At 69.5% G+C, this 18,411-nt stretch carries 14 protein-coding genes and 1 pseudogene; 6 read left to right on the top strand and 9 right to left on the bottom strand.

What is annotated here, in order from left to right; all coding sequences use genetic code 11:
• Window positions 1-263: 263 nt before the first annotated feature.
• The gene (locus OG589_RS12715; RefSeq protein ID WP_405148881.1) at window positions 264-2,036 is read right to left on the bottom strand and encodes a DUF4157 domain-containing protein; all 1,773 of its coding nucleotides are present in this window, start codon (window positions 2,034-2,036) and stop codon (window positions 264-266) included.
• A gap of 583 nt (window positions 2,037-2,619) precedes the next feature.
• On the opposite strand from OG589_RS12715, the gene OG589_RS12710 reads away from it, so the two are divergent.
• A complete protein-coding gene (locus OG589_RS12710; protein ID WP_405148879.1) occupies window positions 2,620-3,447 on the top strand; it encodes an SDR family NAD(P)-dependent oxidoreductase in 828 nt (275 codons plus the stop codon).
• Between the two features lie 442 nt (window positions 3,448-3,889).
• On the opposite strand, the gene OG589_RS12705 is transcribed toward OG589_RS12710, so the two are convergent.
• The 3 genes from OG589_RS12705 to OG589_RS12695 all read right to left on the bottom strand — a co-directional run bounded on the left by OG589_RS12705 (window position 3,890) and on the right by OG589_RS12695 (window position 9,329).
• On the bottom strand, window positions 3,890-5,455 hold the full coding sequence (locus OG589_RS12705; RefSeq protein ID WP_405148877.1) for an alpha/beta fold hydrolase: 1,566 nt from the start codon (window positions 5,453-5,455) through the stop codon (window positions 3,890-3,892).
• 206 nt (window positions 5,456-5,661) lie between these two features.
• Window positions 5,662-7,530 (bottom strand): ABC transporter ATP-binding protein, encoded by a 1,869-nt coding sequence (locus OG589_RS12700; protein ID WP_405148875.1) that lies wholly within the window; start codon window positions 7,528-7,530, stop codon window positions 5,662-5,664.
• A complete protein-coding gene (locus OG589_RS12695) occupies window positions 7,527-9,329 on the bottom strand; it encodes an ABC transporter ATP-binding protein (protein ID WP_405148873.1) in 1,803 nt (600 codons plus the stop codon). The genes OG589_RS12700 and OG589_RS12695 overlap by 4 nt, the downstream gene beginning before the upstream one ends.
• 447 nt (window positions 9,330-9,776) lie before the next feature.
• On the opposite strand from OG589_RS12695, the gene OG589_RS12690 reads away from it, so the two are divergent.
• The 3 genes from OG589_RS12690 to OG589_RS12680 all read left to right on the top strand — a co-directional run bounded on the left by OG589_RS12690 (window position 9,777) and on the right by OG589_RS12680 (window position 12,071).
• Window positions 9,777-10,208: a Rieske (2Fe-2S) protein gene (locus tag OG589_RS12690; protein ID WP_405148871.1), complete on the top strand. Its 432-nt coding sequence runs from the start codon at window positions 9,777-9,779 to the stop codon at window positions 10,206-10,208.
• 166 nt (window positions 10,209-10,374) lie between these two features.
• Window positions 10,375-10,896 (top strand): RNA polymerase sigma factor, encoded by a 522-nt coding sequence (locus OG589_RS12685; protein WP_405148869.1) that lies wholly within the window; start codon window positions 10,375-10,377, stop codon window positions 10,894-10,896.
• The gene (locus OG589_RS12680) at window positions 10,893-12,071 is read left to right on the top strand and encodes a hypothetical protein (protein WP_405148867.1); all 1,179 of its coding nucleotides are present in this window, start codon (window positions 10,893-10,895) and stop codon (window positions 12,069-12,071) included. Before OG589_RS12685 ends, OG589_RS12680 begins: the two co-directional genes overlap by 4 nt.
• A 106-nt stretch (window positions 12,072-12,177) precedes the next feature.
• On the opposite strand, the gene OG589_RS12675 is transcribed toward OG589_RS12680, so the two are convergent.
• From OG589_RS12675 to groL, 3 genes are all read right to left on the bottom strand, one after another.
• The gene (locus OG589_RS12675) at window positions 12,178-13,857 is read right to left on the bottom strand and encodes a SulP family inorganic anion transporter (RefSeq protein ID WP_405148865.1); all 1,680 of its coding nucleotides are present in this window, start codon (window positions 13,855-13,857) and stop codon (window positions 12,178-12,180) included.
• On the bottom strand, window positions 13,851-14,009 hold the full coding sequence (locus OG589_RS12670) for a DUF3073 domain-containing protein (RefSeq protein WP_405148863.1): 159 nt from the start codon (window positions 14,007-14,009) through the stop codon (window positions 13,851-13,853). The genes OG589_RS12675 and OG589_RS12670 overlap by 7 nt, the downstream gene beginning before the upstream one ends.
• 223 nt (window positions 14,010-14,232) lie before the next feature.
• Window positions 14,233-15,855 (bottom strand): chaperonin GroEL, encoded by a 1,623-nt coding sequence (gene groL / locus OG589_RS12665; RefSeq protein ID WP_405148861.1) that lies wholly within the window; start codon window positions 15,853-15,855, stop codon window positions 14,233-14,235.
• Window positions 15,856-16,071: 216 nt separating this feature from the next.
• Between groL and OG589_RS12660 the strand changes: the two genes are divergently transcribed.
• Window positions 16,072-16,686, top strand: a complete 615-nt coding sequence (locus tag OG589_RS12660; protein WP_405148859.1) for a TetR/AcrR family transcriptional regulator — start codon at window positions 16,072-16,074, stop codon at window positions 16,684-16,686.
• Window positions 16,687-16,760: 74 nt separating this feature from the next.
• Here OG589_RS12660 and OG589_RS12655 read toward each other — a convergent pair.
• Together OG589_RS12655 and OG589_RS12650 are read right to left on the bottom strand one after the other, a co-directional pair.
• Window positions 16,761-16,889, bottom strand: a pseudogene (locus OG589_RS12655) (alpha/beta hydrolase fold domain-containing protein); the annotation flags it as partial.
• A 41-nt stretch (window positions 16,890-16,930) separates the two neighbouring features.
• On the bottom strand, window positions 16,931-17,236 hold the full coding sequence (locus OG589_RS12650; protein WP_405148857.1) for a putative quinol monooxygenase: 306 nt from the start codon (window positions 17,234-17,236) through the stop codon (window positions 16,931-16,933).
• Window positions 17,237-17,392: 156 nt separating this feature from the next.
• Here OG589_RS12650 and OG589_RS12645 point away from each other — a divergent pair, with 156 nt between their 5' ends.
• A complete protein-coding gene (locus tag OG589_RS12645) occupies window positions 17,393-18,298 on the top strand; it encodes an AraC family transcriptional regulator N-terminal domain-containing protein (protein WP_405148855.1) in 906 nt (301 codons plus the stop codon).
• The last annotated feature ends 113 nt before the right edge of the window (window positions 18,299-18,411 follow it).

The raw sequence follows: 18,411 nt of genomic DNA, 5'->3' as shown, positions 1-18,411 counted from the left end.
GAAACCGCCCCCTGGGCACGGGGGTAACGATTCCGTTTCCCGTGAAAAGGATTTCTGTCTGCCGGTCATCGGCTGGGTGAGGGCGGGCCCAGGGCCTCCAGCCGGACACGGCCGGTGGCGATATCGCCTCTCCCCCACGCTTTCGGGGGGCGCCGGCTTCATTGACCCGGCGAACCAGAGCGCCGGTGCGGGCTCGCCCGGCGCTCTGGATTGATCACCTCGCACGGCCTGAGGGAAGTTCGCTCAGCCGGGTGGGGTCGCCGTCAGTTGTCGGAAATCCCGTCACGGGCGTTGCGGGTCTCCGCCGCGTCGAAGAACGCCTGCGCGACGGCCCGCCACTGGGCCGTGCCGTCGTAGAAGCCGGGCAGCGTACGGAACTCGGCGACCAGGCCGCCGCGGGTGTTCGCGCCGCCGCCCACGTTGCCGGCCGGGACAGTGGGCAACCCCTGAACCGCCGCGTTGCCCATGCGCCTGCCGCCGACTCCGGTCGGATTGGCGACGGGCTGACCGGCCAGCGCGACGCCGGCGACGCCGGCCGCCATGTTCGACAAGGTGGCGGCGTCGGTGTCGCCGGGTGCCGCGGCGAAGACGTCGACCGCGGCGAGCGGCGTGCCGACGTCGGCGGCTCTTCCTGTGGCGGTGAAGAGCGAGTTCATCAGAGCGGTCTGGTTGGCCGTGAAATAAGCCTGCTCAGCGGGGGTCATCCCATAGGTGGTGATGACGCTGTTCGGGCTCTTGATGAGCACCGGCGCGAGGTTCTTGGCGGAACCGCTGAGATCGCCCAGCGTCAGCGTGCCGCGGCGGAGGTAGAGCGCGAGGTGGGTGAGCCATCCGCGCAGCCCGCGGAAGTTGCCCGCCTGCGCGCGTTGAGCTGTGGTGGCGGCGTTGTACGCCTGGTCGGCGAGGTTGCGCCCGATGTCGACCGCCTCCCGGATGTGGTCCTTGATGTCGCGGTAGATGCTCTGCTCGGTAGGGGTCGGCACGCGGGTCGCGACGGCGTACTGCGATTCGGCGTACCACTTCAGAAGGCTGTGGTATTCGCGCAGGTCGATGCCGATGTTGACCTGGATGCTGCCCTCGAGGTTGTGCTGCGGTACCCGGATCGCAGGGTAGGCGCCGGTGTCGGTGTAGTCGAAAGGCCCCAAGCTGACCGGGAGGGGCATCGCGGGGGCGCCGAGCGCCGGAAACGCGCCGACCCAACGGGTGGTGAGCTGGTTGGTCTGAACACCGATCTGGGTGATGAAGGCGTCGATGTTGTTCATGGCCGCGGTGAGCTGGGCCTGGCCGACCGCCGGAGGGTCCATGACGATCTCGATGATCGAGTCCCGGCTACCCTGGCGGATCGGCCACCCCGCCCCCATCGGCTCCGGCGGCAGCACGCGGTCGTCGTGGTCGGCGTCGACCCGGTAACCGTTGGCGGGATTACGTATGGTCCCGTAGTTGACCCTGCCGTTCATGTCCCGCATGCCGACCGCGGTGATGCGGTGCCCCTGCTTCTTCGGAAGCCCCGCGACGGACTCCTTGGCGACTTCGGCCTTGATCTGCGCCACCTCGGCGGGGGTGAGCTTGTCGATGGGGATGGACACCTCGATCTCCAGGCCGATCGCCCGCTGGAGGACGAGGGCGCCACCGCCCCGGAGACGGTGGGCGGCCCGGTGCGCCAGGCGTGCGCGGCCGGTGCCGATGCCGGCTCGCTCCCCGCGGGCGAGGGCGAGCAGTTCGCCCGCGCAGATGTCGGCCATCGTCTCGTCCGGGTCGTCCGGACGGCCGATGACGAGCCCGCGCCCCGCCTGGTGGGCGCGCGCGCCGGCGTGCTGCTGTGCGACGTGCGTCGCCTCGTGGCACAGCAGCCGCAGCCCGTCGAGCGTGCCGGGGTCGTAGGCGCCGGACCGGAAGTACATCTCGCCCCCGGCGGCGAAGGCCCGCGCCCCGGCCGCGCCCGCGAGCCGGTCGGCGACGGGACCGGCATGGTATCGGACGGCCGAGAAGTCGACGCCGAAGTACGCCGAGAACAGGCGCGTCAGCCAGTGCGGCAAGAGGCTTCCGCGGCCGTGAGCGGCGTGTATTTCTCCTTCCAAGGCGGCGCGGGAAATCGGGCGGGACGCTTTTTGGGAAGTGGACACACGGGCTCCAGAGTGTGGTGAGCGGGTATGCGGTCGGGCGGCCTACCCGAAATCGCGGCCACACGGCTCACCGTTACAAACCCACAGCTCACGGCCCAGATGGCAATATCATGCGCTCCATCTCGTGTCCAATGCCCTTTTCGCTTCGGCCGCGTGTGCCCGGGTGGAAGGCCGCGTCGGCCCGCCGTTCTTTTCTCGCCATCAGGAGCCATGCAAATCTGTGCGAAAAGGCCAAATCATCTTATGTCAGCATTCATGGCACTATTCCATGAAAGTCGGGATCGGCTTCCGTAGGGACACGGTGGAGCGACGCGGAGTCGTGGGGCGGCCGACAAGCTGCCGTCGAGCCAGATTTAACCTGCTGGTTCAGTACAACTGTTAATCTGGTTCGGTTCGGACAACCAACCGGTTCACAAGTCGTGGCCTGCCCGCGCTGTCGTGCGGACCTTCCCGCAGGCCATGAACGCACCTGCGACCGCGGACTAAGGACACTGACTTGACGAAGACATTCGTGATCACGGGTGGCACCGATGGAATCGGGGCGGCCGTCGCTCGCGCGCTGATCTCCCGGGGAGATCACGCCGTAGTGATCGGAACGGACTCGAAGAAGGCCGACCGTCTCATCCGCGAGGCGGCCGATGCGCCAGGAAGTGCGGCCTTCTTCCCGGCGAACCTCAGTCTGGTGTCGGACACCCGGCGCGTCGTCGGCGATCTGCTCGAGGCCTACCCGAGAATCGACGGCCTCGTGATGTGCGCGCGCTTCTTCCGGACGTACCGGTCGGTGACCCCCGATGGCTTCGAAGACAACTTCGCGCTCTTCTACCTGAGTCGCGTCCTGTTCAGCTACGGGTTGCTCGGCGCCTTCGAGAAAGCGGATGGCGCGGTGGTCGTCAACGTGGCCGGCCCGGGCCACGACACACCGATCGACTGGGACGATCTGCAGAGTGCCCGGCAGTACGACGGCGTGCGGGCGATGTTCATGACCGGGCGACTCAACGATCTGCTCGGGGTCACCTTCGCCGAGCGCCACGGCAAGGGCCAGGTCAAGTACGTGCTGTTCCACCCGGGGACGACATCGACGGGCTTCGTCGGTGAGTTCGACCCGCCGACGGCGGCGTACATCGAGCAGCAGAAGGCACTGGCGAAACCCGCCACCGCCGTCGCGCCTCCGATCCTCCGGCTTCTCGACGACCCGCCCAAGGAGCCGCTCAGCGCGTTCAACATGTACGACGAGCTGAGCGTTCGAAGCAGGCTCTTCTCACCGGAGTCAGCGGCTCGCCTCGCGGACATCACGGCAGAGCTACTGGACCTCCACGCGAAATAGCGGGTCCCGGCGGACCTTGGCGGCCCGCCGGCCATCGCACACCCCGCCGTCCCGACCGGCCAGGGGCCCTGTCACACGGAAGTTCGCGTACAGGAGGTTCAGGGCCGCTGTCCGGCCACCCTCGTTTTCAACGGCGTCTCGGAGGTCCGCACCTCGCCTGCGGCAGGTTCGCCGGGAGACTGGTATCGCGTCTCGATGTAGACCCACTGGTCGGGGCGGGGGGCGGTGAACGTACGACCATGGGCAGCTCCCGTGTCACCGGAGCCATGGGGTGGGCTTTCGTGTCATCGCCTGCCTTCCGCGGTGTGGATGGTCACCCTTCCTTCACCGATCGGCCCGAGACTGTTCGGGCCGTCGGACAGCGCGCGCCGAACCTGCCGCATAAAAGGGGCAGCGCCCGCAGGGGTGCGGGCGCTGCCGAGGGTGTCGCGAGGTTGTGGTGTCAGCGGGTGTGAACGGGGCGGCCGATCTGGCGGAGCGGCCAGTTCCTCGTGGAGTCCGTCAGGGCGGATGGTTGCGCCGGGTACTCCGGGGCGCAGCGGGTGCCGTGCGGCGGCGTCTTGAGCTCGATCAGGTAGTTCACGATCTTGTCATGGGCGCAGACGCTGTTGCGGAACTGGCCATGCCCGACGCCCTCGTACTCGAGCAGGACCGACCGCGGGATCTGCTGCGCGGCCGCGTGGTTCCACGCCGCCGGGGTGCCCACGTCATGGCGGGCCGTGGCCAGCAGGATGGGCGGGTTGCCACTGATCTTGAGCCGGTACTGCGGATTGGACACCGGCCCCTGCCAGTTGAGGCAGTTCACCACGTCGGACCAGAACGGCGAGAGCTTCGTGTGCGGGGCGACCGTTTCGAGCCACCGCCGGTACTGGTCGAGCTGGGCGAAGTCCTTGACGTCCCACTTCCAGTCGGAGCACCAGATGGCGGGGTAGGGGTTGTTGACCACTGCCGCCTTGGTGGTGGCCGAGGGTGCCGGGGGCGTGCCCTCGGCGAGGGCCTTCAGCCAGTCGGCGGCCTCGAACCAGCCGCTCGGGTCGTACATGTAGTCGAACAGGCCCACCCGGAGCTCCTCGGCGGAGATCGGATGGCCGTCGGCGGGGTCCGTCAGGTCACCGGCCGTCGCCTTCGCGTGCAGCCCGTCCCACAGGCCGACGACGTTCTGGTCGTGCAGTGCGCAGGCCGTGGTCTCGTCGCACCACTTGCCGAACTCGAGGAAGCTGCCCTCGAAGTCCTCCGTCGTGGTCTTCAGGTACTGCCACGCGGAGGTGATGCTGTGGTCCATGTTGGAGTCGATGGCCATCGCGCGGATGTTCCCCGGGAACAACTCCGCGTACTGCTGGCCGACCTGCGTGCCGTAGGAGATCGCGAAGAAGCTGATCTTGCGCTCGCCGAGCGCCATCCGGATCGCGTCGACGTCACGGGTCGCGCTGGTGGTGTCGACGTGGTCGAACAGCGGGCCGGTCTGCTCGCGGCAGTCCTTCGACAGGTCCGCGTTGAACCGCAGGAACGCCTGGTACTCGGCCTCGCTGGCCGGGTAGGTGACCGGCGTGCGGTCGACCAGGTCCTCGCTGCACACCGCCTCGGTGCTGCGGCCGACGCCGCGCGGGTCGAGGCTGACGAGGTCGAAGTACTGCCGGATCGGGTCGCTGTCCGGGATGGCGCGGTTGAGGATGAACGGTCTGATCCCCGAGCCGCCGGGGCCGCCCGGATGGACGACCAATACGCCGATCCGCTTGGCCGGGTCCAGCGCCTTGAGCCGGCCGATCGCCAGGTCGAGGGTCGGCCCGCTCGGCTTCTTCCAGTCGATCGGCACCTTCAGGGTCGCACATTCGGCCGGGTGAGTGGTGCCGCACTCCGCCCACTGGATCGGTGCGGAGGGCCGCCATCCTGAGGCCGCGGCCTGCGCGACCGTCGGCTCAGCGGGGGCCGGCTGCGCGAGGACCGGCTGCGCGAGCAAGGTCGTCAGCGTGAGTCCCGCGAGTGCAATAGCGAGTAATCGCCTCTTCATGTGTTCCTTTCACAAATGCGCTTCGCTGCTCTTTACCGGTCGACAAGACCAAAAGTCGTAATATCTGTCGACCGGAATGATCATAGTCGCCGAATGGTGACCATGCGGCTATTTGTGCATCGAAGCCGAACATGCCGCCAAGCTCGCAATCCGGATCGGCGGCGGTAGCATTCCCTGGTCAACCGGCCATGTTCGTTCCTGTTGCCTTATGCCAGGCTGTCCAGCCAGGCGCGGTGGAGGCCGGCGAAGCGGCCGGCTTCGGCGATGAGGCGGTCCGGGGGGCCGTCCTCGACGATGAGGCCGGCGTCCATGACGAGCACCCGTTCGGCGATCTCGATGGTGGACAGGCGATGGGCGATGATCAGGGCGGTACGGCCGGCGAGGACGGTGCGCAGGGCGCGCTGGACGAGGCGTTCGCTGGGGACGTCCAGGCTGGAAGTCGCCTCGTCGAGGATCACCACGGCCGGGTCGGCGAGGAAGACCCTGGCGAACGCCACCAGCTGCCGCTGCCCGGCCGACATACGGCCGCCGCGCTTGCCGACCTCGGTCCGGTAACCGTCCGGCAGCGCCGCGATGAACTCATGCGCGCCGATCGCGCGGGCCGCCTCCTCGATCTCGGCCGGGGTGGCGGCCGGGCGGCCGAACCTGATGTTGTCCGCCACCGTTCCGGTGAACAGAAAGTTCTCCTGCGTCACCGTCACCACGGCCCGCCGAAGCGTGGCCTCGTCGAGGTCGCGCAGATCGACGCCGTCGAGCAGGACGCTGCCCGCCGTCGGGTCGTAGAAGCGGGCGATCAGTTTCGCCACGGTCGTCTTGCCCGCGCCGGTCGCGCCGACCACCGCGACGATCTGCCCTGGGGGGATCTCCAGGTCCAGCCGGGGCAGGACCGGCACGCCGTCGATGTAGGAGAACTCGGCCCCCTGGAACCGCACCGCGCCGCGCGGGCGCGGAAGCGGCACCGGATGCTCGGGCTCGGCCACCACGGGCCGCTCCTCCAGAACGCCGGAGAGGTTGGAGAGCGCCGCGCCGGCCGACTGGAGCGTGTTGTAGAACTGGGAGATCTCCTGCATCGGCTCGTAGAACTGCCGCAGGTACAGCAGGAACGCGGCGAGCACGCCGACCGTGACCGCGTGGTGGAGCGCGAGCCAGCCGCCGTACAGCAGGACCGCCGCGACCGTGACGTTGCCGATCAGCTTGATGCCCGGCATGAACACCGCGACCAGGCGCATGCTGCTCGCGCTGGCGTCCCGGTAGCCGGTGTTGAGCTCCTCGAAGATCTCCTGGTTGCGTGGCTCTCTGCGGAACGCCTGGACCGCCCTGATCCCGGTCATCGACTCCACGAAGTGGACGATGACCAGCGCCACCGCCTCACGGGTCCGGCGGTAGACGATGCTCGACTCACGCCGGAACCACCGGGTGAACAGGAACAGGATCGGCAGGGGCACCAGCGCGACCGCGCCGAGCGGGAGGTCGAGCACGAGGAGCAGGACGGCGGTGCCGAACAGCGTGAGGACGGCGGTGACGATGCTGTCGAAGCCCGACTGCAGCATCTCGGCGATCGCGTCGATGTCGGAGGTGAGCCGGGCGATGACCCGCCCCGAGGTGTATCGCTCGTGGAACGAGAGCGACAGTCGCTGGAAGTGGTCAAAGACGCGACGGCGCAGCTCCAGCAGGATGTCTTGCCCGATCTGTCCAGATATCTGGAGGAACGCCCGACGGGTGAACGCCTGGGTCAGCGTCGCGGCCAGGATCGCCGCGACGGTCACGAGCAGCGTCCTGGCGTCCTCGTGCCGCAGTATCGGCGGGATGCCGGTGTCGATGCCGACCTTCACCAGGTAAGGGATCGCGAGGCCCGCCGCGTTGGAGACCACGATGACCGCGACCAGCAAGGCGATGGGCCGCCGGTGCGGACGCAGCAGGTCGCCGAGCAGCCGCCGGGACCGCGCTCGCAGCAACACCGACACCTTGTCCGGCAGCTCTTCCTGCTTCTCCGTGGCGACGCCGCGCCAGCGTCCCGGTTCGACGGCCGTGCTCGGTCGCTCGCCGTCCTTCGTGCCGGTGGCCGTGCGGCTCATCGCAGCGCCTCCTCGTGGTCGAGGTCGGCGTCCTGCGCGAGCAGTTCCCGGTACTCGGGGACCTTCGACAGCAGCTCGCGATGCAGGCCGACGTGCGTGATGGTGCCGTCGCGGAGCAGCGCGACCTTGTCGGCGAGCAGCACGGTGGACGCGCGGTGCGCCACGACGAGGCCGGTCGCGTCCGCGAGCACCCCGCGCAGCGCTTGCTCGACCAGGGCCTCGGTCTCGACGTCGAGGGCCGACAGGGTGTCGTCCAGCACGAGGATCCTCGGCTTGCTGAGCACCGCGCGGGCCAGGGCGAGCCGTTGCCGCTGGCCGCCGGACAGCGACATGCCCTGCTCGCCGATCCGGGTGTCGAGCCCCCACGGAAGGTCGTAGGCGAAGGCGGCCTGGGCGATTTCGAGCGCCTCCCGCAGTTCCTCCTCGGTCGCCTCGCCCCGGCCGAGTGTGAGGTTCTCCCGCACGCTCATCGAGAACAGCGTCGGCTCCTCGAAGGCGGTGGCGACCACCGACCGCAGCGCCGGCAGCGCCAGGTCACGGATGTCCCGCCCGTCGATCGTGACCCGGCCCTCGGTGACGTCGGCGAGCCTCGGCACCAGGGCGGTCAGCGTCGTCTTGCCCGAGCCGGTGGCCCCCACGATCGCGACCGTCTCGCCCGGCCGCACGTCCAGCCAGACGTCCCGCAGCACCGGCCGTTCACCGCCGGGGAAGCGGAAGCCGACGCCCTCGAACCGCAGGTGCCCGCGCGGCCGCTCGATCACCTCCGCGCCGCCGACGATCTCCGGCTCGGTGTCGAGTACCTCCATGACCCGGTCGGCGGAGGTCATCGCCTCCTGCGCCATCGCCAGGATGTAGCCGAGCGACGCGATCGGCCACACCAGTTGGAGCATCAGCGTGGTGAAGGCCACCAGGGTGCCGAGCGTCAACGAGCCCGCACCGACGGCCAGCGCGCCGAGCAGGAGCACCATGGCCAGGGTGACGTTCGGGATCACCTCCAGGAAGGTGAAGAAGCGGGACGCCAGCCGCACCTTGTCCATCGAGACCCGGTGGACCTTGCGCGCGACGGCGTCGAACTCGGAGAACACATGCGGCCTGCGCCCGAACGCCTTGACGGTGCGGATGCCGACCGCCGCCTCCTCGACGTAGGTGGCGATGTCGCCTTGCATGTCCTGGACCTCACGCGAGATGCGGCGGTACTTCTTCTCGAACCGCAGCGACACGGCGAAGATCGGCACCGCGGCCGCCACGATGAGCAGGCCGAGGGGCCAGTACATCCGCAGCAGCAGCACGGTCACCGTGATCAACTGCAGGATGTTCATGACGAGGAACAGCAGGCCGAACCCTGAGAACCGGCGGATCGTGGACAGGTCGGTCGTCGCGCGGGACAGTAGTTGGCCCGACTGCCAGTCGCCGTGGAAGCTCATCGGCAGCTGCTGCAGGTGCCGGTAGAGATCGTCGCGGATCGCCGTCTCCAGTCCGAGCACGGCCTTGGTCTGCATCCACCGGCGTACGAAGGTCAGGAACGCCTCGGTGACGCCCAGGGCGAGTGCTAGGAGTCCGAGCGGGAGAAGGGCGGCGCTGCGGCCGTGGCCGACCGGGCCGTCGATGATCTCCTTGCCCACCAGCGGGATCGCGGTGGTGGTGGCGATGCCCGCCATGGTGGCGAGCCAGATGAGGAGCAGGCGGGGGATGTAGGGGCGCAGGTACGGCGTGAGCCGTCGCAGCGACCGGGACCTCCCGCTACGGGGTTTGTCTGGGGAGTCGGGGGCAGGGCCGGAGTCTTTACCGTCGGGAGGCATGAGGAAGCAGGGCATTCCTTACGAGTCGGCGCGATCGGCGCGATGGACAGGGCGGAGGGCGCTAGGTGTCGCGGCGGCGTCGGGGGCGCGCGTGGGTAGCCACAGCCGCAGGGGTTACCTTCACCTTCCAAGCCTGTTGCTCCCCGATCAACCGATTTTCGGGCGCTGGGATGCTCCCCGGCAGGTGTACCGAGTTGGCATACCCACTGCGCGGACGGGGCCCACCTGACCGGACGGCGAGCAGGACGAATGGCCCAGGCCGGACAGCGGTCGACCACGCGCCGCCACGCGCCGGGCGAGTCACAAGCACGATGGCTCCCGCGCCGGGCCGTACGGAGCCCGGCGACGGGTCACGGCCCTTTCACAAAGCGACGCCTGAACCACCCCGACTCGGCGTACGTTTCCGGGAGGGAAGTCTCCCCTTTCCCCCCAGGAGCGGAGGTTGGCATGTCGGCCGATGAGACAGGGACGACACGCCGGAAGGTGCTCTTCCGGAGCGTTGCCGGCGGGTTCGCCGCCATGCTGGGTCTGGTCGGCATCCGGCCGGCACAGGCGTCAGTGGACACGGCGTCGGACGCGACCGATGAGGCGGCCGGACCGATTCTCGCCAAGACCAGGAGCATCCCGGTTCGCGGCGGAAAGATCATCAAGGGTAAGTACGTCATCACCCAGCCGAAGAAGGGAGTGTTCCGGGCGTTCAGCGCGAAGTGCACCCATCAGGGCTGCACGGTGGCGAGCGTCAGCGGCGGCACGATCAACTGTCCCTGCCATGGAAGCAAGTTCAACTTCTCGACCGGAGCCGTGGCGCAGGGCCCGGCCGGCAAACCCCTTCCGCGTAAGAGGATCACGGTCTCCAAGGGCGTCATCCGCCTGAAGTAAGGTCGGCTTCCGGCGCTCCCACAGCGGCAGGGAGCGCCGGACCCCGCGCCGTCCGAGCACCTCGATCTGACGGGCCGGGGCGAGCGCGACCTCGAACCGGGACCGGCCACCCGGCTACGCCCGCACCGCGACGCAGCGGATCGGGGCCGGCGCGCGTTCATAGGGCATGAACCATGAGACGGTCGCTCGCGCGTCCGCGCCGCCCCGGGCTGACGCGGTGCTCGCGAGCCTGTATGGCGAGTACCGGCTCGCCCTGGTGCGCCTGGCCATGCTGCTCGTCGGCGACAGGGAAAGCGCCGAGGACATCGTGCAGGATGTCTTCTCCAGGCTGCACGGCAAGCGCCCCGAGACGTTGACGCCGGCGTACATCCGCGTCTGCGTGCTGAACGCCTCCCGCTCGGTCCTGCGCAGGCGCCGCGTGGCCACCAAGGCGGCACTGGGGCGGACGGCGGACGAGCCGGTGGACTCCGCGGAGACGGCCGCGCTACTGGGAGAGTCGCGGCAGGAGATGCTGACCGCCCTGAGCCGGCTGCCCAGGCGGCAGCGCGAGGCCCTCGTCCTGCGCTACTACCTCGACCTGTCCGACGCCGACATCGCGCGGGCGACGCGCGTCAGGGAGAGCACCGTGCGGTCCACCGTCTCCAGGGCCCTGGACCGGCTTCAGCGCGAACTGGGAGGAAAGGCATGACTGGCATCGAGGACCGGCTCAGAGACGCGCTGGCCGCCAAGGCCGAGACCATGCGGGACGATGGGCGGCCCCGCGCCCTGCCCGCGCCGCGTGGGCGAGAGCTCAGGTGGTGGGCGCCGGTGGCGGTGGCGGCCGCACTCGTGGTCGTGGTGGCGGGTATCGTCGCCGGGACGCGTACGGTCACGTCGCCCGCTCCAGCGGTACGGCCGACACCCTATATCGGCCCCTTCGCGCCGCCGGCCAAGCAGGTGTGGCCGGCCGCGGTGCACGAGATCCCGGCCACGGGGCCGGGCGGCAGGGCGTTCAAGCCGGACGTGTTCGTCACCGACCGGGTGGTGGTGGGCCGGGGGCTCACCAGGAACCGGCTCGACGGGATCTGGTCGTACGACGTGGACCGGCGGAAGTTCACCGGCATCGCGCCGCTCAAGGACCCGGACGTGGTGAACGAACCGGTGGTCTTCGGCGACGGGTACCTGGCGTGGTCGGCGTTCCGCGACCGCCTGACGGAGATCTGGGCGGTGCCGGTCACCGGCGGCGTCCCGCGCCGGATCGCCTCGATCACGGGCGTGCTGACCAGTGAGAACAGCTACTACGGGATCGACCTGGCCATCGCGGGCGGCATGGCCGTGTGGTCGCCGTTCGACGGCGGCGTCTACCGGGTCCCGCTGAAGGGCGGGAAGGCTTCCCTGGTCTCCGGCACGAGGGGCCACTACCTGGTCGAATGGCCGTGGGCCGGGTGGCCTCGGCTGGAGATGACGGACCACCCCATCCCCCGTCCCATGGAGCACCTGAAGAACGTGCTCACCGGCGAGCTCAGGAACGTGGCCCCTCCCACCGGGCGAGCATCGTGGGACGACTGCGGGGTCACGTGGTGCTTCAACGGCCTCGACGCGTGGCGACGCGACGGAACCGGCCTGCGCAAGCTTCCGGGGATGGCCCGCGGGGAGCTCTACTCGGGCCGCTTCGTCCTGCTCCAGCAGAAGGACCGTGACGGGAACCAGGCGAACGCCGCCGTACACGACGTCGCCACGGGACGCACCGGCCTGCTGTTTCCCATCCCGTCACGCTGGGGCGACAAGGCCTCTCCCACCCTTCACCTACAGGAAGGCATGTGCTGGTTCCTGACAGGGCGGGGTACGCAGGTTCTCGTCAACCTGGCCGCCGCCGGCCGATGAGACGTCGGCGATGCGGCGCGGCAGAGGGAACCGGCCCCCTGCCAGCCCCAGCATCGCGGGACCCGGCCGCCCGTCCGCCCTTGCGCGGCCTCGCGGGGACCGACGCTCAGCGGCGGAGTAGCGGTTCTTGCCGCTCGGCGCCGATGGGGTCCGGAGTGAGCAGGCTCCGGGCGTGGGTGATGGCCGCGGGGGTGCCGGGAAAGATCAGGCCGTCTCTGCGCAGGTGGGCGGCTACTCCGAGGGTGGCCAGGACCTGGTCGTGGGCGGGGCGGATGCCTGACAGCAGCACGATGATCCCGCGGTGTTCCAGGCGGGTGATGGCGTCGCCGAGGACCTGGGCGCCGGTGGCGTCGAGGGTGGTCACCCGGGACATCCGCAGGATGACCACGCGGACGTCGGCGATCTCGGTGAGCTCCAGCAGGAACCGGTGGGCGGCGGCGAAGAACAACGGCCCGTCGAACCGGTAGGCGACGATGTGCTCGGCCAGCAGCCGCTGCTCCTGCTCGCTGTGGTCGCCGGCCTCGAGCGGCACCTGCTCCAGCTGGGAAGTCCGGGAGATCGCCCGCAGTGCCAGCACGATCGCCATACCGACGCCTACGGCGACCGCGGTGACCAGGTCCAGGACCACGGTGACCGCGAAGGTCACGACCAGGACGACGCCGTCGCCGCGCGTGGAGCGGGCGATGGCGCGCAGCGAGCCGACCTCGACCATGCGGATCGTCGTGGCCAGCAGCACCCCGGCCAGCGCGGCCAGCGGAATCTGACCGACCAGGCTCGCGGCGGCGTACACGATGAGGGCGAGCACCGCGGCGTGGGCGAGGGCGGCCAGGCGCGAACGGCCCCCGGCGCGGACGTTCACCGCGGTCCGGGCGATCGCCGCGGTCGCGGGGACTCCGCCGAACAACGGGACGACGAGGTTGGCGATGCCCTGACCGAACAGTTCCCGGTCGGGGTCGTGTTTCTCACCGACGCTCATGCCGTCGGCGACGCTCGCGCACAGCAGGCTCTCCAGCGCGGCCAACGCGGCCACGGCCAGCGCCGAGGGGACCAGGGCCGCGAGCGATCCGATGTCGACGAAGCCCAGGGACGGGGCGGGCAGCCCGGCGGGCAGCGCTCCGATCCGGGCGACGTCGATCGGCCACACCGCGGCGACCACGGTCGCCCCGACGATCCCCACCAGGGAGAAGGGGATGGCGGGCCGGACCCGGGCACCGGCCACCATGAGCGCGGCCACCGCCAGCGCCATGATCAGCGGAGCGGCCCGCGGGTGTTCGACATAGCGGGCCAGTGCGTCCGCGGCGACCTTCCACACCTTGTCACCGTGCGCGCCGGTCACCCCCAGGGCGGCCGGCACCTGTTGGAGGGCGATCACCACGGCGATGCCGGCGGTGAACCCTTCGATGACCGGGGTGGGCAGGTAGCGGGCGTAGCGGCCGGCCCGCAGCGCTGCCGCGATCACCAGTACCAGCCCGGCCATCAGGCCGACCATGAGGACCCCGCCGGTGCCGTAGTGGGCGACGATCGGGACAAGGACGACGGTCATCGCACCGGTCGGACCGGACACCTGCAGGTTGCTGCCGCCGAGGACGGCGGCGAGCGCGCCTGCCACGATCGCGGTGACCAGGCCCGCCTGGGCTCCGAGTCCGGAGCTGACGCCGAACGCCAGCGCCAGCGGGAGGGCGACGACGGCGACGATCAGTCCGGCGAGCAGGTCACGGCCCGGGTTGCGGCGTGCGGCATGCCAGTCCGCCCGTACGGGCAGCAAGCCGGGAAGCCGTTTCAGCACGGTCGCTCGGTGGGCTCGGCTTCGGCTTCGCGCGCGGTCGTGTCCGCGACTCCCAGTTCGTGCCTCAGACGGTCCAGGTCGGTGCCGCCGCCGCTGTACTTCAGCTCACGGGCGACCTTCGTCTGCTTGGCCTTGGCCCTGCCGCGTCCCATTGACCTCGCCATTCCTGTCGATGTCGCTATCTATGCAATTGCTAATCTTAGCAACTGATGGACAGAGCCATGCGGGAAGCGGGCGCGGTCGGGCCGCTGGGCGCCGGTTGTGCTCGGCGCCCGGGCGATCACCGTGACGGGAGGCGGACGAATGCCACCTCCCGTCACGCGAGGACACCGGGCGCCGCGCTCCTGGCCGGCCGACTCCCGTGGGTGTCCCGACCTAGAAGTCCATGTCGCCGCCGGGCATGGCGGGAGCGGCCGGGTTCTTCTCGGGCTTCTCGGCGATGACCGCCTCGGTGGTGAGGAACAGCGCCGCGATGGAAGCGGCGTTCTGCAGCGCCGAGCGGGTGACCTTGGCGGGGTCGATGATGCCCGCCTCGAGCATGTTGACGTACTCGCCGGTCGCGGCGTTGAGGCCGAAGCCCACCTCGATGTTGCGCACGCGCTCGACCACGACGCCGCCCTCGAGGCCGGCGTTGATGGCGATCTGCTTCAGCGGCTCCTCGAGCGCCTTGCGGACGATCGCGGCACCGGTGGCCTCGTCGTTGAACAGCTCCAGCTTGTCGAACGCCTTGGCGCCCGCCTGCAGCAGAGCCACGCCACCGCCGGGCACGATGCCCTCCTCGACGGCCGCCTTCGCGTTGCGAACGGCGTCCTCGATGCGGTGCTTGCGCTCCTTGAGCTCGACCTCGGTCGCCGCGCCGGCCTTGATGACGGCGACGCCGCCGGCCAGCTTGGCGAGGCGCTCCTGGAGCTTCTCGCGGTCGTAGTCGGAGTCGGTGTTCTCGATCTCGGCGCGGATCTGGTTGACCCGGCCGGAGATCTGCTCGGGGTCGCCGGCGCCGTCGACGATGGTGGTCTCATCCTTGGTGATGATGACCTGGCGCGCGCGACCGAGCAGGTCGAGCGTGGCCGTCTCCAGCTTGAGGCCGACGTCCTCGCTGATGACCTGGCCACCGGTGAGGATGGCGATGTCACCGAGCATGGCCTTACGGCGGTCGCCGAAGCCAGGGGCCTTGACGGCGACCGACCGGAAGACGCCCTTCATCTTGTTGACGATCAGGGTGGCCAGAGCCTCGCCCTCGACGTCCTCGGCGATGACCAGCAGTGACTTGCCGGCCTGCACGACCTTGTCGAGCAGCGGAAGCACGTCCCTGTTGGCGGAGACCTTGCCGCCCACGATCAGGACGTACGGATCGTCCAGGACCGCTTCGAGCCGGTCGGAGTCGGTGATGAAGAGCGGCGCGATGTAGCCCTTGTCGAAGCGCATGCCCTCGGTGAGCTCGAGCTCCAGGCCAAAGGCGTTGCTCTCCTCGACGGTGATGACGCCTTCCTTGCCGACCTTGTCCATCGCCTCGGCGATCATCTCGCCGATCTGGGTGTCGCCGGCGGAGATGGAGGCGGTGGAAGCGATCTGCTCCTTGGTCTCCACGTCCTTCGCGAGCTTCGAGAGCTCCTCGCTGACGCGCTCGACGGCGACTTCGATGCCCTTCTTCAGGGACATCGGGTTGGCGCCGGCGGCGACGTTGCGCAGGCCCTCGCGTACCAGCGCCTGGGCGAGCACGGTGGCGGTGGTGGTGCCGTCACCCGCGACGTCGTCGGTCTTCTTCGCGACCTCCTTGACGAGCTCGGCCCCGATCTTCTCCCAGGGGTCCTCGAGCTCGATCTCCTTGGCGATCGAGACGCCGTCGTTGGTGATCGTGGGAGCGCCCCACTTCTTCTCCAGCACGACGTTGCGGCCCTTGGGACCCAAGGTCACCTTGACGGCATCGGCGAGCTGGTTCATCCCGCGCTCGAGACCGCGCCGGGCGTCCTCGTCGAACGCAATCATTTTCGAAGCCATTACTGCTCCTGCTCTTGATGGGGCTTGCCGGGACGGCGCCCGCGACGGACGGCCTGCCGGCGGGTGGATGACCCGCAGGCGGACCTCGCCGTCCCGGCACACGCCTTGCGGTTGGCACTCTCCAGGCGTGAGTGCCAGGCGTCCCAGCGCACTCTACCCACAACTTGCGTGGCACGCATATAGTGCGTGCCGCGCAATATCGGGTAGGGTCGGCCCATGAACGACGACGCTATGGACCTCCGGGCGCGCAACCGGCAGGCAACCCGGGAGGCGATCAGCCACGCCGCGCTGCGCCTGGCCATCGAGCAGGGCCCCAACGGGCTGGCCCTTGTGCGCGTCCACGACATCGCCACGGCCGCGGGAGTATCACCCCGCACCTACAACAACTACTTCTCCAGCAGGGAGGAGGCAGTCTGCGCCTTCCAGGCCGACCAGTCCAGGCGCGCGGGGCAGGCGCTGCGCTCCCGGCCCACCGGCGAGCCGCTGGACCAGGCCGTCATCGCGGCCATGATCGAGCTCTACACCGCCCCCGAGCCTGACAAGGCCGGCCTGCGCATGATCATGTCGACGCCGGAGTTGGAGGGCGAGGCGCTGAAGGCGTTCACCATGGCGGAGGGCCCGCTCGCCGAGGCGATCGGGGCGCGCACCGGCACCGACCCAGGACGCGACTTGTTCCCCGCCGTCATGGCCGCCGCGGTCGCCGGCGCCATCCGCGTGGCGGGGCGGCACTGGCTCGAACCCGGTAACACCGAATCCTTCGCCACCGTCCTGCGCAGTGCCCTGTCCTGCGTCATTCCCGCAGCGCCGCCCGAAGGCCCGCGGGGTCGGTGACCAGAACGCGCAGGCCCGGCGTTTGAGACATCGCCGAGCGGGAGGAACGGCTCAACCCTCAGCTCAGGACCCGGGCGAGCCAGTCGTTGCGCGTCCGGGGTGCCGCGGTCGCGCGCCATCAGTGTGAGTCCGGCGGCGAGGCCACCGCCGGCGCCGGCGCCCGCGACGACGATGCGGGCGGGATCGATGCCCAGGTCTGCCATCAGGCCGAATCGATGAAGGATTGACCTATTCACCAGCGATCTCAGAAGGCGGCCTTGCCGCCGACCGGCACCTCGTCGATGTACTGAGGCTCGCCGGCGAGCAGCGGCTGGAGCTTCGCGACCAGCGCCTTCGCCTCCTCGGTCGCGAAGAACCTGCCGTGGGCCTCTTCGCTGGTCCAGCCTTCGGTGACGTAGACGATGTCCCGGTCGCCGGCCGAGCGGCTGACCAGGAAGACAACGCAGTCCTCGTTCGGCAGGGACGGCGCGTTGAGCAGAAACTCGACCAGCTCGTCACCCTTTCCGGGCTGCGCGGTCATGGTGGCGTGAAAACCGTGGTTGACGGCCATGGGGGTATCTCCTCATTCGTGGAGCTGTAGTGCGCTCCTGGGATATCGACCAGCCCATGTAAGCATCGTGAACAGCGGAAATGCTAGAAAGATACTCCCGACCTCTTGCCTGATCCTATCGTTGCAGCGATTATCGGTTCGTGCTTCAATCGAATCATGGACCTTGATGAGCTGCGTACCTTGCTTGTCCGCCATGCCCGGCCCGACATGACCACCGCCATCGACGGTGTCCTGATCTCGAAGGTCGAGCAGTCGACTCCGCCGTCGCCGTCGATGTCGGGCACAGTGCTGGCACTCATCGCGCAGGGCGCGAAACGGATCGCGCTGGGCGACCGCGTTTACGAGTACCGCGCCGGGCAATACCTCCTCGCCTCGGTCGACATGCCGATCACCGGCCACTTCACCGAGGCCAGCCCCGAGCGGCCGGCAGTGGGCTTCGGCCTGATCCTGCACCCGGCCACCGTCGCCGAGCTGCTGCTGCAGGCGGCCCCCGGAGACCTCCCACCCGCCGGCGGCGGCGCGCCGTCCGGCATGGCCGTCAGCGACGCCCCTGACGCGCTCGTCGACGCGGTGATCAGGCTGCTGCGCCTGCTCGACCAGCCACGCGACATGGCGGTGCTCGCACCGCTGATCAAACGGGAGATCCTCTGGTGGCTCATCACCGGTGAACAGGGCGCCGTCGTACGCCAGCTGGGCCTCGCGGACAGCAGCCTCACCCACATCGCCCGGGCGGTCCGGTGGATCCGCGACCACTACACGCAGTCCTTCCGCGTCGAGGACGTGGCGCAGCTGGCCGGTATGAGCGTGTCCGCCTTCTACCGCAACTTCCAGGCCGTCACCGCGATGAGCCCCATCCAGTTCCAGAAACAGATCCGGCTGCAGGAGGCCCGGCTCCTGCTCGCCACACACCCCAACGACGTCACCGGCGTCAGCCACCGCGTCGGCTACGACAGCCCATCACAGTTCACCCGCGAGTACCGCCGCCAGTTCGGCGCGCCTCCCAGCCAGGACGCCGCCCGCCTGCGCGGCTCGACGCTCAGCACCGCACCATCCCTGGTCTAAGGCAGGGCGGCCATCGGTGCTGAACCCTGATGAAGTGCTTAGCACCCGCCGGTCAGCAGGACGGCGAACCCAGCGCGAGGGCGCTGACCAGACCGGCCGTGATGAACAAGCCG

Source organism: Sphaerisporangium sp. NBC_01403 (assembly GCF_045040145.1).
Taxonomy (GTDB): Bacteria; Actinomycetota; Actinomycetes; order Streptosporangiales; family Streptosporangiaceae; genus Sphaerisporangium; species Sphaerisporangium viridialbum.
This window is presented reverse-complemented; position numbering and strand designations above follow the sequence as displayed.